A 12,961-nucleotide genomic window follows, 5' to 3' on the forward strand; every position below is an offset into this window, starting at 1 on the left:
CCGCCCCGGACGGCGCGAAGGCGCCGCCGCGCGAAGGACCGTACGACGGTACGGGTCCTGCGTGCGGCGGCGCCTTCGTCGCCGGGCGACCTGCGGGCGGCCGGATGCCCTCGGCACCGGTGGTGGGACCGGGGCGTTACGCGAGCCGGTCGATCTCGGGGTGGTCCTGGAGCCAGGCGCGGACCGCCTGCTGCTCCTTGCCCTTCCCGGTCTCCTGGATCTTCGCTTCCAGACCGGTCAGCTGCTCCTCGGTGAGCTTGAAGGACTTCAGCCATTCGGCGACCTTCGGCTCGTCCTCCGCGAAGCCCTTGCGGGCCAGGGTGTGGATCCCGTCGCCCTTGCCCCAGGCCCCCTTGGGGTCCTCCAACTTGGTCAGCTCGTAGGAGGAGTACGCCCAGTGCGGGGACCACAGCACGACCGCGACGGGCTCCTTCTTCTCGTAGGCCCGCTTCAGCTCGGCGAGCATGCCGGGCGTGGAGCCGTCGACGACCTTGTACTCGCCGTCGAGGCCGTACTCCTTCAGGACCTTTTCCTTGAGGATCGACATCTCGCCCGCGCTCGGCTCGATGCCGATGATCCGACCCTTGAACCGGTCGGCCTTGCCCTTGAGGTCGGCGAGCGAGCGCACGTCCTTCATGTAGGACGGCACGGACAGCTCCAGCGAGGTCGGGCCGTACCAGGAACCGAGGTCCTCCAGCTTGTCGCCGTACTTCTCCCAGTACTGGGCGTGGGTGACGGGCAGCCAGGAGTCGGTCTGGAAGTCGAGCTGGCCGCCGGCCAGGCCGGTGTACAGGGCCCCGGCCTCCAGCTGGCGGGCGTCGACCTCGTAGCCGCGGCGCTCCAGGAGCTCCTTCCACAGGAAGGTGGAGGCGATGCCCTCGTCCCACGGGATGTAGCCGACGGAGAGGGTGCGGCCCTTGCCGATGTTCGCGGCCCCGGCCGGGCCGTCCTCGGCGGTGGAACCGCCGAAGGTGTTCAGGCCGCCCGCGACGAGCGCGAGCACCACGGCGCCGCTGATCGCGTACGCGGGCTGGGGCCGGTGGTTCCACAGTTTGGCGGCGCCGGTGGCGGCGGCCCGCGCCTTGGCGAGCGTACGACGGCCGATCGGGGAGACCTGCCGGCCGAGCGCCCCGGTCATCCGGTCCAGGTACATGGCGAGGATGACGATGGAGACGCCCGCCTCGAAGCCGAGGCCGATGTCGACGTTGCCGATGGCCTTGTAGACGGCGCCGCCGAGTCCGCCGCCGCCGACCATGCCGGCGATGACGACCATGGACAGGCCCAGCATGATGACCTGGTTGACGCCCGCCATGACGGTGGGCAGGGCCAGCGGGAGCTGGACGCGTACGAGGGTGTCGCGCGGGCTGGTGCCGAAGGCCTCGGCGGCCTCGACCAGTTCCCCGTCGACCTGGCGGATGCCGAGCTCGGTCATCCGGACGCCCGGGGGCAGCGAGAAGATGATGGTGGCGATGATGCCGGGCACCACACCCACCCCGAAGAAGATGATGCCGGGGATCAGGTAGACCATGGCCGGCATGGTCTGCATGAAGTCCAGGACCGGCCGCAGGAGGGCGCTCACCCGGTCGGATCTGGAGGCCCAGATACCGAGCGGGATCGCGAACGCCAGGGTGACGAGGGTGGCGACCAGGACCAGGGACAGGGTGGACATGGCGTCCTCCCACAGACCGAGGGAGTCGACCAGCGCGAAGCCCGCGAAGGCGAGCAGGCCCGCCAGCAGGCCGCGCAGCCACCAGGCGGCGACGGCGAGGATGCCCGCGAAGAGCAGCGGGGCGGGGGCGGCCAGGACGGCGTCGATGCCGTCGTAGAGGCCGCTGACGAGCGAGCTGATGGCTTCGAACAGCCAGGAGAGGTGGCTCTGGAGGAAGTCGACTCCGCTGTCGACCCAGTTGCCGAGATTCAGGCGGGGCATCAGGCGGCCACCTCCGCGCAGTACATCGGGGGCCGTTGTTCATCGCCGATGAAGGCGATGAGGCGGTCCTGGGGTACGGAGCCGATGACGGCCCCGTCCGCACCGGTGACGGCGACCGCGTGCGGGACGCGGGCGCTGACGGCGCACAGGTCGGCGAGCGGGGTCCCGGCGGTGACGGTCGGGCAGTCGCAGGCGTCGGCGGCCGGTTCCGGGTCGTCCATGACGGCGTCGGCCGTCAGGACCCGGGAGCGGTCCACGTCCTGGATGAAGGAGGCGACGTAGTCGTCGGCGGGGCGGGTGAGGATGTCCTCGGCGGTGCCCTGCTGGACGATGCGGCCGTCGCGCATGACGGCGATGCCGTCGCCGAGGCGCATGGCCTCGTTGAGGTCGTGGGTGATGAAGACGATGGTCTTCTTCAGGCGCTTCTGGAGCTCCAGCAGCTGGTCCTGCATGTCGCGGCGGATCAGCGGGTCCAGTGCGCTGAAGGACTCGTCCATCAGCAGGAGGTCGGCGTCGGTGGCCAGGGCCCGGGCGAGGCCGACCCGCTGCTGCATGCCGCCGGAGAGCTCGTCGGGCCAGGACTTCTCCCAGCCTTCGAGCCCGCACAGGGCCAGGGCCTCGGTGGCGCGGCGCTCGCGCTCGGCGCGGGGCACGCCCTGCACCTCCAGCCCGTAGCCGGCGTTCTCCAGCACGTTGCGGTGCGGGAACAGCGCGAAGTGCTGGAAGACCATGGAGATCTTGGTGGACCGTACGTGGCGCAGCTCGCTCGGGCTCAGCCGGGTGAGGTCCTGGCCGCCGAAGAGGATGCGTCCCGCGGTGGGTTCCAGCAGGCCGTTGAGCATGCGCAGCAGCGTGGACTTGCCCGAGCCCGACAGACCCATGACGACGAAGATCTGGCCCGGCTGGACGTCGAAGGAGGCGTCGATCACGGCAGCAGTGGTCCCGTCGGCGCGCAACTCGTCACGGCCTGCGCCGTTCTCGAGCGCGCGGACGGCGGCTGCGCTGTCGGCGGGGCGCCTCCCGAACACCTTGTAGACGTGCTCGGCCTGGAGCGTGGACACATACACCTCACGGGTCGTACCAAGTACGGCGCGCACCGGCGGGCCGGCGGGGCCGTGGAGCGGGACGGGATCTGCCCGTGTGCACCCTGCCCTGCCGGCGCGATCGGCCGGAGGACATGGTTCCGCTCCAGCAGCGCCGATGCCCCCCATTCACCTGAGCAAACGCCGGGGTGACCCTCCTCACGTACGGGTACGGGGCCCCTGCGCGTGGATCCGCGCGCCGGATCGGGAGGCTTCGGACGGCCATGGTCCGCTGCGCCCTTCCCCCGGGGCGGAGTTGGGGCCGGGATCCGGGCGCCGGGGCGGCCGCCGGGCCCGGCACGCAGCCGCCGGGGGTGTGGCCGAGGCCACAGTGCGGGTCAGGCCGGTCCGGCCGTCACGTGACGCGGAAACCGGTGGTCGCGTGGTCGCGGCGGTCCCGGTGGAAGGTGAGCCGGTCCCAGGTGGGGAAGGCCAGGTCGGTGACGGTCAGCAGCCGGCCTGAGGCATCGTGCAGGGTGCGGCGTACGGTCAGCCCGCAGGCCGGGGCCGCGGCCCGCGGATGGGTGACGCGGGTCATGGTGAGGATCTCGGCGACCCGGCCGCCCGCGGCGGCGCGGTCGAGCCAGCGGTGCAGTGCGGTCAGGTCCTGCTCGCGGGTGCTCGTCGTCGCGGTCCGGTTCCGGAGGGCCGCCAGCTCCGGACTCCGCGCGACGACCCCGGGACTGAAGTAGGTGACGGCGTCCCGGAGGGCCTCACCGGCCGGTCCGCGTTCGCGGTGGTGATGCACCAGGGTGCGGTCTCCGCCGGACATGCCGAGGAGCGCGCCGAGGGAGGGCGGGACGGTGACGTAGGTGGTCCAGCTCCGGGTCGGCGCGGGACCCGCGGAGGGCGCCGCGGCCGGGGTCCCGGAGACGGCCGCGACGATCGGGCCCGCGACGACGGCCGGGATTCCGGCGGCGACGGGGACGGGGACGGCGGGGCGGGTCCCTCGACGGCCGGTGACGACGAGGCCGTCCTCGCGCAGGCACTGGAGGGCCGCCCTGATGGTCTGCCGGTTGACCTGGTAGCGGGCGGCGAGGCTGCGTTCGGAAGGCAGTCTGCCGTCGGGGGTGCGTGCGGCGCGGTCGAGATCGCGGCGCAGCGCTGCGGCGATCCGCTGGTACTTGGGCATGGCGGCCTGGCCGCCGCCCCGCGAAGGGGAGGGCATGGCTTCTCCTCTGACGGGTGGTCAAGGACTGCGCGGTCTGCCCGACCAACCTAGCATTGGTCTATACCTGTGGGTCAGGCGAATCGCGGTGCGCGCCACGGCTTGGCCGATTTCCCACCCGCGCCCGAGCGCCCCTCGGAGGCGACCGCCGGGGCGCGGAGCGGCCACGTCATGGTCCATCGCGCGGGACCGTCGACGGGGCGGACCCCCGTAGAACTGGCGGAAGTTGCACACATGGACCCGAGGACTGCGGGACTCGCTCCGGAACACCTTGACAGGCCAAGTGATTAGCCACCATATTACTTTCATGACGAGGGACGGCATCCACGACGAGGCACCCACACCGGAGCAGGCCAGGCGACAGGTCGAGCATTACGGCCTGAATGTCGACCCTCAGGCGGTGCTGGTCGCGGTGCGAGTGATCTCGGCGGGCGCGCGGGTCGGCCGTGCGGCCGAGGCGCACTTCGCCAGGTTCGGCCTGTCGACGGGGCGTTACCGCCTGCTCGCCGACCTTGAGGACCACGGCGGGGAGAAGTCCCCGTCACACCTCGCGGTCGACCTCGGCGTGTCCCGGGCCACGGTCACCGGCCTGCTGGACGGCCTGGAACGCGAGGGGCTGATCGCCCGCCGCCCGTCCACGGAGGACGGCCGGGGCACGGTGGCCGTGCTCACCGCGCGCGGATCGCAACGCCTAAGCGACATGGCGCCCGAGCATTTCGGGCGACTCGAAGCGATGGTGGGTGGCCTGTCCGTCGAGGAGCGCGGAGTGTTCCTGGACCTGCTGGCCCGCGTGGTGCGCGGCAGCACGGCCCTGACCGCAGACTGACCCGACCCGACGCACAGCCCTTTCGGCCCCGCCCCCAGCAGGGCCGCTTTTCACGGAGTAATAGTTAGCCACCTAACCATCTCACCTTCCGCACCTGCCCGATGCCCGAGAAAGAGACCGGCATGTCCGCAACGAAGCACAGACCCGGCCGCCGCGACCGAGCGGTCTCCCGGCCGCCCGGACCGTTCCGCCTCCGGCGAGAGGTGCTGACCGCCTACGCCGCCCCCGCACTGATGGCCGGCACCGCCGGGATCGTCACCGGTCAGCGGGACCTGGCCCTCGCCGCCTGCACCTCCATCGCCGGCACCTCCGCCGTGGTGGCGTTCCTGGTCGGCCGCTGGCTGCGGCGCGGCGGACGGCCCCGACGGTGGACCCTCACCACGCCGCGCGGCGTCCTGACCGCCGTCCTCGTCCTCGGCACGGTCGGCGCGGCCGCCCTGCTGGGATGGTTCGCCGCCCGGTGGCTGCCCGCCCACACCCCGATACCGGGCGCCCCGTGGCTGGAGCGCCTGCGCGTGGACCTGCCCGTCTCCGCGGCCCTCGCCACCACCATCGTCACCCTGCGCTGGCGCGGCACCACCACGGTGTCGCCGGCACGTCACCAAGGAATGAGCACACGATGATCGTTGTCATGGGAGCGACCGGAGCGACCGGGAACGCCTTGCTCCACAGCCTCCGCACGCTCGACGTACCCGTCCGCGCGCTGACCCGCACCCCGCACACGCCGATCCCCGGCGCCGCCGGTACGCACCGACCGCCCGTCGAGGTCCGGTACGCCGACGCCACCGACCCCCACTCCCTGCGCGTCGCCTTCGAGGGCGCCGACCAGCTCTTCCTCGCCATGGCCAACGGCCCCGCACAGGTCGAACTCGAAACCCGTGTCATCGACGTCGCCGCCCACACCGGCGTCGGACACATCGTCAAGATCTCCGCACCCGCCGCCGAACCCGACTCCCCCGTCGCCGTCTCCCGCGGACATCACACCGTCGAGGAACACCTGCGGGCCACAGGCATCCCCCACACCGTCCTGCGCCCCTACGCGTTCACCCAGAACCTGCTGCGTCTGGCTCCGGCCGTCGCCCAGGGCCTGATCCTCGGCACGACGGGCGAGGCGCCCTGCAACTACGTCGACTGCCGCGACATCGGCGACGTCGCCGCAGCCGCCCTCACCAGGTCGGAGGTCGCCGGCCGCACCTACACGCTGACCGGGCCCGAAGCCGTCTCCTCCCCCGACCTCGCCGCCCGGCTGTCCGCCCTGACCGGCCGGCCGATCCGCTACGTCGACCTCGCACCGGCCGAACTGCGGGACCACCTCGTCCGCGAGGCCCACATGCCCGCCTGGCTCGCCGACCACGTGACGGAGATCCAGCGGCTCGCCGTCGCCCGACCCGAGACCCCCGACACCACCGTCGTCGACATCCTGGGCCGCCCGCCCCGCACCCTGGACGCCTTCCTCCAGGAGCACCGGGCCCACTTCCTCCGCTAGGGCGCCGCGGCGGGGGCGGGTGCGGCGGGATCGCGCCCGGGCCCCTGCCGGACGGACAGCCGGACGAGCGGGTCAGCGCAGGCCGGCGAAGAGATCGTTCTCGGGTACGGCCGCGCCGGTGGGGTCCTGGACCCTGACGAAGGTCTCCATGCCCATCAGCTCGCCGAACCTCTCCTTGCCCATCCTCAGGAAGAAGATGTTCTCGCCCTGACTGGCGTGCGCGGCCAGCGCGTCGAACTTCTGACCGCTGAACGCGGTGGTGTCCACCCAGGTGGAGATCTCGTCGTCGGGGAGGCCGATGTCGGCCAGTGCGGCGGCCTCGGCGGGATCCGGCTCCGGCATGTCCTCACCGAACTCGCGCATGATCTTGCCGAACCGCTCCATCGCCGAGCGCGGCATCGTCGTCCAGTACACCTTCGGTGTCAGGTCGGTCATCTCGAGCGCCGCCATGGTGATGCGGTGGGCCTGGATGTGGTCGGGGTGGCCGTAGAAGCCGTTCTCGTCATAGGTGACGACCACGTCGGGCCGGTAGTGCCGCATGAGGGCCGCGAGCCGGGCGGCGCCCTCCTCCACGGGGGTCTTCCAGAAGGACCCAGGAGCGTCGTTGCTCGGCCAGCCCATCATCCCGGAGTCGGCGTAGTCCAGCAGCTCCAGGTCACCGATGTTCAGGACCTCACAGCTCGCCTCCAGTTCTTGTCGGCGCATCAGGGCGACGGCCGCCGGGTCGTGCCCGGGATCCCCCGGCTTCGCACCTCCCGGCCCGTCTCCGCAACCGCCGTCGGTACACGTCACGAGAACCGTGCGGATGCCCTCCGCCGCGTACCGCGCGAGGACTCCTCCGGTTCCGGTGGCCTCGTCGTCGGGGTGGGCGTGCACTGCCATGAGCGTCAAGGGCCGGTCGGTCATGAAGAAGTCCTCCTACACAGAGATGGGTCGGTCCGAGTGCGCGGAGGGCGTTCCGCGATCCCGGAAGGCCGGATCATGCCGGGGCGGCCGACATCGTGGACCGCCCCGCGTGCCGACCCCCGGTCGGTGCAACGATGCCGGCAGGACCGGCTGTTCCCGGCGCGGCGGCCCGGTTCACCTGGGCATCGGCGGCCGGGTCCCCGGGACTGCGCGCCCGCGTCCGCCCCTCCCCACGACGGACGGCCTTCGGGGAGCAGGGACAACTGCGGATAGCGTGCGGGCATGGCGATGACGAAAAAGCAGCGGGTCCTGTACCGGCAGGGCAGCGGATTCTGGCGGATGACGGCGAAGTGGGCCCTGTTCTTCGGGGCCTTGTGCCTCCTGGACGGCGGGCTCCTCCGCTCGTGGAGCCACGCGGTGATCTGGCCGGTGATCGGGATCGTGCTGTGGCTGCCGTTCGGGGTCGGCATCAGCTGGTACACGAACAAGGACCGGAAAGTCACGCTCACCACCCATGAACTACGTGTGCGGCGCAAGCGGCTGTCCATGGAGAACGTGAACCTGCTGCACGTCGCCCGGCTGTGGCTGGAGGGACGGTCGACCGTGGACGACCGCCCGGTGGCGGAGTGGCGACGGTCGGTCCGGTTGGTGTGGGTGCCGCTTCGGGACGGGCGGGCGTACGGCGTGGAGTTCCGCGACCCGGCCGCGTTCGCCAAGGTCTTCGGCGACTTCGCGGTGGCGGAGTGCGGCGGGCCGGAAGTCGTCCGTGCGAGGGCCGCGACGGAGACCTACCCGGATCCGCGCCCGATGGTGGCCCGCTCCGCCGACCGCGGCGGATCCTGGCCGGACGTCCTGGAGATATTCGACTGAGGGCCGAGAACCGAGAGCCGCGCAGGCCGTGCGACGCCGAGCCCGTCGATCTCGGGCTGTGGAAGAATGCCCGCATGACGTACCTCCGAAGGGCCCGTGCCGCGTAGAAGACCGAAGTCGCTGCGCCCTCGGGTACGCGGTGCCGCAGGACCCTGGGTTCGGTATCGCGACGTCCCCGGCCTGTCGGGAGCCGCGAACGCCGCCGTCCGCGTGCTCGAACGGGAGCGGTTGTCCCCGGGCCTCGTGTCGGTGGCGCTGAGCGTGTGGTCCGTGCGGGTGCACGGCACCCGGCGCCGATGGCGGCGGTGGGAGGCCGAGTTCACCTGCCCGTGCTGCGGGGAGGACTGGGCCCGCGACACGTTGCAGAAAGCACTGTTCCTGCTACCGCCGAAGGCCGCCGGCGAACTCCGAGTGCGGGTCGAGAGATTGGACCTGGTGCTGCTCGGGCGAACGCACCATGAGCCACTGGCGGATCCGGACGCGGCGTGGTGGCACCGTCGATGCTGACCGTGTCCACGCCGCGGAGTCCCCCCGGTCGTGCACGTGGCAGTGCCTCAGGGATTCGGTTCGTCGGGCCCTGCGGGATCCGTACGAGCCGACCCCTGGCCGCGCAGCGGGTTGGGCAGCGGGAGGTAGCGGGCGTCCGCTCCGTCCGCCCGCGTCCAGCGCAGCAGCAGGTTGGTCTTGCCCGGCAGGCTCGCGGCGGCGAGCAGCTCCGCGACCTCGGGGAGCTCACGGGTCCCGTGCCGCAGGAACTCCTCCCGTGCGGCCGGCCACAGGTGCGGCTCGATGTCCGGACGGCCGCCGGCCAGCGCTCCCGCGATCTCCATCAGGTTGTTGACGACCAGGCAGTAGACCAGGCGCTGCCAGGCGGCCGCCCGCGGCAGGTCCGCCGCCAGTTTGACCCCTTCCGCGTCCCGGAAGAGGGCTTGCGCCGGCAGACCGTCCGCGTCGACGGCGACCAGGGTGTTCTGGAGGTGGGCCTCCAGCACGATGCCGTGCCGGGCGAACAGTTCCAGCACGGGCGGTACGACCTGGCGCAGGTACGCCCGCCACCAGCCGAGCGGGTCGGTGGTCCCGGCCGGCGGGCTCCCGGGGTAGCCCTCGGCGAGCGCGGCGGCCAGCAGGGGGGTGGCTCCGGGCACGGTGTGGGCGCGCAGGCCGTCGCGGACCAGGACGGCGAGCTCCTCGAAGGCGAAGGCGGCGGTGCGGTAGCCACGGTCGGGGAGCCAGGCCGCGGCCGAGCCGGTCCGGCGCAGCGCGGCGAAACCGGCCTCGACGGCCGCGTCGGTGCGGCGCAGCTTGAGCAGGTCGTGGCGCCACAGTCGGCGCACGTCGTTGGTGATCCGCACGTCCAGGCTGCACTTCACGAAGACGTCGGCGGCCGCGTCCGGTACGTACAGGGTCCGGATCGAGGCGGTCGGCCAGGCCGGCCGCCGGCTCGCCCCGAGCCGCAGCAGTCGCCCGTCGGCGAAGGCCTCGCGCACCGCGGGCCGGTCGCCGACCAGGTCGAGCTGCCAGGGGTGGGCGGGCAGCAGCCGGTACCCGGCGGGAGCGCGCGGCCCTTCGAGGGCGTCGGCGAGGGCGTCGATCGCGGCCGAGGCGGCCGGGCCGCCCTCCTCCACGACCTGGTCCTCGCGCAGCCCCAGGAAGACCAGCGGGAACCGGGCGTAGGCCTCGGGCGCGTACGGCAACCAGCTCCCGGCCGGTGCCCCGCCGCGGGCCTTGGGGGCGGGGTGGTGGGGGTGGCCCATCACGAGGGACTGTTCGGAGAGCAGGTACGGGTCCGCCGGCGGGTCGGCGGCGGCCCGGGCGGCCAGCAGCGCGGCGATCGCGTCGCGGCTGTCGGTGATCTCGACGAGGAGCTCGTCGTTGGGGACACCGGTGAACCGGCCCAGTTCGTCGGAGACGAGCTTGGCCAGTTCGGTGTGGCTGAGCGGCTGCCATCCGTCCGCCGCACGTAGCTCGGGGTGTCCGGGCCGGCGTCCGCCGCGCACCCGGAGCAGCCGTCCGCTGCCGCGCAGCCGGTGGACGCGCACGTCCCCTCCCGAGCCCGCCCCGTCTCTCCCGGCGGGTTCGGCCACTTCCCTGAGCAGGCAGTTCAGGAGCGGTGCGGCGGCGTACGCGTCGGCGGCGGCGTTGAGGTCCACTGATTCCATTCGGTCCATCCGGTGCGCCGGGGGTTCGCGGTGCGCAACCACCAGCCGTGATCTTCGGTATCCGCAATCATTACTTGATCATCCCGTAAAGCGATATTCCGATGCCGGAGCCTCAGCATGCATCTTCCCCCCTCCCCGGCCGAAGAGGCCGTGGCCGCCGAACTGGCCGACGTACGCCCGTCGCTCGGACCCTCGTACGCCGCCGCCCTCGACGGTGCCCGGGCGGCCGTACTGACCCGGCTGTGGCGGGCCCTGGCCTTCGAACCGCTGCCCTGGGTCGTGGGCCGCGAGCCCACTTCCGACGGCCTGGCGCTGCTGCTGGCCGGGGGTGCCCGGCTGGAGGGCCCGCAGCCGGATCCGTACGCGACCGAGCCCTACGTGAGCGAGCTGCTGCTCGACGGCAGGCCCCACCGGCGGGCCGCGCGGCTGGTGACGGCCCTCGGGCTGCCGCACGGGGAGCAGTTCGCCGCAGAGCTCGACGGCTGCACCGCCTCCCTCGCGCTGTCGCGGGCCGGCCGGCCCACCGGGGAGGACCGGGCGCCGCAGGCCACCTGGGAGTGGGAGCAGCGGGTGGTCGACGGGCACCCCTACCACCCGAACTGCCGGTCCCGGCCCGGTTTCTCGGTGGCCGAGCAGCTGGCGTACGCGCCCGAGCACCGCCCGGTGGTGGAGCTCGGGCTGGTCGCCGTACGGGCCGAGGAATGCCTGGTCACCGGCGACTGGCCGCAGGAGCTGCGGGACGCGGGGCGGGTCCTGGTCCCGGTGCACCCGTGGCAGGCGGCGCACGTCCTGAAGCAGGAGCGGGTGCGGCCGGGAGCCGCCGGTTTCGCGGCGCATCCGCTGATGGCCCTGCGCACCCTGGCTCCCGTCGACGGCGGGGCGCACGTGAAGACCGCGCTGAGCGCCCGACTGACCTCGTCCGTGCGGGACATCTCCGTCTACTCCATCGAGACGGCGGCGGCCGTCTCCGCCTTCGCCCAGGACCTGTCCGAGCGGCTCGACGGCCGGCTGCACATCACCCGGACCCTGGGCGCCACGACCGCGTACAGCCCGGACCTGGCGGCCGTGCTGCGTGAGCCGCCGGAGGTGTACGCGAACGCCGCCGCCGGTGAGCGGGTGCTTCCGGTGGCGGCCCTGGCGTCCTTCGGGCCGGCGCGCGGGGCTGCCTGGCGGGCCGAGTTCGCCCGGCTCGCGCTCTCGGTGTGTCTGCGGGTGCTGGAGCTCGGGGTGGCGCTGGAGGCGCACGGCCAGAACCTCCTGGTCGTGCTCTCGGCCGACGGCGCCCCGCTGCGGCTGGTCTACCGCGACCTCGCCGACATCCGGATCAGCCCTGTGCGGCTGGCCCGGCACGGCCTGCCGGTGCCGCCGCTGTCCGGCAGGCTGGTCACCGACGACGTGAGCGTGCTGCGGCGCAAGCTGTTCGGTTCCCTGCTGACGGGAGCGCTCGGGGCCACGGTCGGCTCGGCCGGAGCCTTCGCCGAGGCCTTCGCGGAGGTGGCCGCGCTGCCGGCCACCTCGGACACGGGGGCGCTGCTGACCGGGCCGCTGCCGACCAAGGCGCTCACGTTGATGCGGCTGAGCCCTGGGGTTCCGGGCGATCAGTGGGCGGAACTGCCCAATCCGCTGGTCGGGGGGTGAGCGGGAGCACTCGATCGGTGTCCCCTCGAAGGGGCTCCGGAGGCTACTGTTCAGGGGCATGACAGAGACCTCGTACCTCAGCTCCGTGCGGGCGTCCTACGACGCCGTCGCCGTCGACTACGCACGGCTGTTCAGTACGGAACTGGACGGAAAGCCGCTGGATCGGGCCATGTTGGCGGCCTTCGCCGAATACGTGCGCGAGGACTCGGGCGGCGGGGGCCGGGCGGTGGCCGACCTGGGTTGCGGTCCGGGCCGGGTGACGGCACACCTGAACGAGCTCGGCGTACGGGCCTTCGGCGTCGACCTGTCCCCGGCGATGGTGGCGGTGGCCCGCCGGACGTATCCGGGGCTGCGGTTCGAGGTGGGGTCGATGGCTGCCCTGGACGTGGCCGACGGGGTCCTCGGCGGGGTGCTGGCCTGGTACTCCACCGTGCACACCCCGCCCTCGGAGCTGCCGGCGTTGTTCGCGGAGTTCGCCCGGGTGCTGGCGCCGGGCGGCCATCTGCTGATCGCCTTCATGGCGGGCGACGACCTCTTCCGGCTGGACCACGCGTACGGGCACGCGGTCGACCTCGACGTGTACCGGACGCCGCCCGAGCTGATCGCCGACCGGCTGGCGGGGGCGGGACTGACGGAGACGGCGCGGCTCGTGCGGAAGCCGGGCCCCGACGAGAGCTCCCCCCACGGCTTCCTGCTGGCACGCAAGAGCTAGGCCGTCCCTTTCGGATCTTGCCGGGGCCCGGCAACCGGTCGCGGGGCGGCGGGTTGCCGGGTTTCGGTGCGCCGGCGATCGCGACGCGATGCGCGGGACGGATGCGCGGTACGGCTATCGGACAAGCCGAACCGTTTCGGCTGTGCGCCGTTCAGGGGGCACCCCCGTGCGCGTGGGACCCGCC

11 protein-coding genes are annotated in these 12,961 nt (G+C 72.8%); 6 read left to right on the forward strand and 5 right to left on the reverse strand.

The window, feature by feature from the left end:
* Positions 1-136 precede the first annotated feature (136 nt).
* From ACWG52_RS01645 to ACWG52_RS01655, 3 genes are all read right to left on the reverse strand, one after another.
* Positions 137-1,930 (reverse strand): ABC transporter permease/substrate binding protein, encoded by a 1,794-nt coding sequence (locus tag ACWG52_RS01645; protein WP_390138941.1) that lies wholly within the window; start codon positions 1,928-1,930, stop codon positions 137-139.
* Positions 1,930-2,991: a quaternary amine ABC transporter ATP-binding protein gene (locus ACWG52_RS01650; RefSeq protein WP_389803317.1), complete on the reverse strand. Its 1,062-nt coding sequence runs from the start codon at positions 2,989-2,991 to the stop codon at positions 1,930-1,932. The genes ACWG52_RS01645 and ACWG52_RS01650 overlap by 1 nt, the downstream gene beginning before the upstream one ends.
* Before the next feature lie 376 nt (positions 2,992-3,367).
* The gene (locus ACWG52_RS01655; RefSeq protein ID WP_389802503.1) at positions 3,368-4,180 is read right to left on the reverse strand and encodes a GntR family transcriptional regulator; all 813 of its coding nucleotides are present in this window, start codon (positions 4,178-4,180) and stop codon (positions 3,368-3,370) included.
* A gap of 307 nt (positions 4,181-4,487) precedes the next feature.
* On the opposite strand from ACWG52_RS01655, the gene ACWG52_RS01660 reads away from it, so the two are divergent.
* The 3 genes from ACWG52_RS01660 (at position 4,488) to ACWG52_RS01670 (ending at position 6,492) form a co-directional block, all read left to right on the forward strand.
* Entirely contained in the window at positions 4,488-5,006 is a 519-nt protein-coding gene (locus tag ACWG52_RS01660) for a MarR family winged helix-turn-helix transcriptional regulator (protein WP_389802500.1), read from the forward strand.
* A gap of 122 nt (positions 5,007-5,128) precedes the next feature.
* Positions 5,129-5,629, forward strand: a complete 501-nt coding sequence (locus tag ACWG52_RS01665) for a hypothetical protein (RefSeq protein WP_390138939.1) — start codon at positions 5,129-5,131, stop codon at positions 5,627-5,629.
* A gap of 8 nt (positions 5,630-5,637) precedes the next feature.
* Positions 5,638-6,492, forward strand: coding sequence for an NmrA family NAD(P)-binding protein (locus ACWG52_RS01670; RefSeq protein ID WP_389802494.1), 855 nt, complete (start codon positions 5,638-5,640; stop codon positions 6,490-6,492).
* 72 nt (positions 6,493-6,564) lie between these two features.
* On the opposite strand, the gene ACWG52_RS01675 is transcribed toward ACWG52_RS01670, so the two are convergent.
* Positions 6,565-7,398: a PIG-L family deacetylase gene (locus tag ACWG52_RS01675; protein WP_389802491.1), complete on the reverse strand. Its 834-nt coding sequence runs from the start codon at positions 7,396-7,398 to the stop codon at positions 6,565-6,567.
* 282 nt (positions 7,399-7,680) lie between these two features.
* Between ACWG52_RS01675 and ACWG52_RS01680 the strand changes: the two genes are divergently transcribed.
* Positions 7,681-8,268: a hypothetical protein gene (locus tag ACWG52_RS01680; protein WP_389802489.1), complete on the forward strand. Its 588-nt coding sequence runs from the start codon at positions 7,681-7,683 to the stop codon at positions 8,266-8,268.
* Between the two features lie 554 nt (positions 8,269-8,822).
* Here the strand turns inward: ACWG52_RS01680 and ACWG52_RS01685 are convergent.
* Positions 8,823-10,436: an IucA/IucC family protein gene (locus ACWG52_RS01685; protein ID WP_453127571.1), complete on the reverse strand. Its 1,614-nt coding sequence runs from the start codon at positions 10,434-10,436 to the stop codon at positions 8,823-8,825.
* A 108-nt stretch (positions 10,437-10,544) separates the two neighbouring features.
* Here ACWG52_RS01685 and ACWG52_RS01690 point away from each other — a divergent pair, with 108 nt between their 5' ends.
* Together ACWG52_RS01690 and ACWG52_RS01695 are read left to right on the forward strand one after the other, a co-directional pair.
* Entirely contained in the window at positions 10,545-12,065 is a 1,521-nt protein-coding gene (locus ACWG52_RS01690) for an IucA/IucC family protein (RefSeq protein ID WP_453127573.1), read from the forward strand.
* Positions 12,066-12,123: 58 nt separating this feature from the next.
* The gene (locus tag ACWG52_RS01695; RefSeq protein WP_389802480.1) at positions 12,124-12,777 is read left to right on the forward strand and encodes a class I SAM-dependent DNA methyltransferase; all 654 of its coding nucleotides are present in this window, start codon (positions 12,124-12,126) and stop codon (positions 12,775-12,777) included.
* Positions 12,778-12,961: the final 184 nt, after the last annotated feature.

It is taken from the genome of Streptomyces sp. CLCI03, from assembly GCF_053615355.1.

Bases quoted from the DNA above. Each gene is read 5' to 3' on its own strand.
- ACWG52_RS01645 (WP_390138941.1), bottom strand. From the start codon at position 1,930: ATGCCCCGCCTGAATCTCGGCAACTGGGTCGACAGCGGAGTCGACTTC.
- ACWG52_RS01655 (WP_389802503.1), bottom strand. From the start codon at position 4,180: ATGCCCTCCCCTTCGCGGGGCGGCGGCCAGGCCGCCATGCCCAAGTAC.
- ACWG52_RS01660 (WP_389802500.1), top strand. From the start codon at position 4,488: ATGACGAGGGACGGCATCCACGACGAGGCACCCACACCGGAGCAGGCC.
- ACWG52_RS01665 (WP_390138939.1), top strand. From the start codon at position 5,129: ATGTCCGCAACGAAGCACAGACCCGGCCGCCGCGACCGAGCGGTCTCC.
- ACWG52_RS01670 (WP_389802494.1), top strand. From the start codon at position 5,638: ATGGGAGCGACCGGAGCGACCGGGAACGCCTTGCTCCACAGCCTCCGC.
- ACWG52_RS01675 (WP_389802491.1), bottom strand. From the start codon at position 7,398: ATGACCGACCGGCCCTTGACGCTCATGGCAGTGCACGCCCACCCCGAC.
- ACWG52_RS01680 (WP_389802489.1), top strand. From the start codon at position 7,681: ATGGCGATGACGAAAAAGCAGCGGGTCCTGTACCGGCAGGGCAGCGGA.
- ACWG52_RS01685 (WP_453127571.1), bottom strand. From the start codon at position 10,436: ATGGACCGAATGGAATCAGTGGACCTCAACGCCGCCGCCGACGCGTAC.
- ACWG52_RS01690 (WP_453127573.1), top strand. From the start codon at position 10,545: ATGCATCTTCCCCCCTCCCCGGCCGAAGAGGCCGTGGCCGCCGAACTG.
- ACWG52_RS01695 (WP_389802480.1), top strand. From the start codon at position 12,124: ATGACAGAGACCTCGTACCTCAGCTCCGTGCGGGCGTCCTACGACGCC.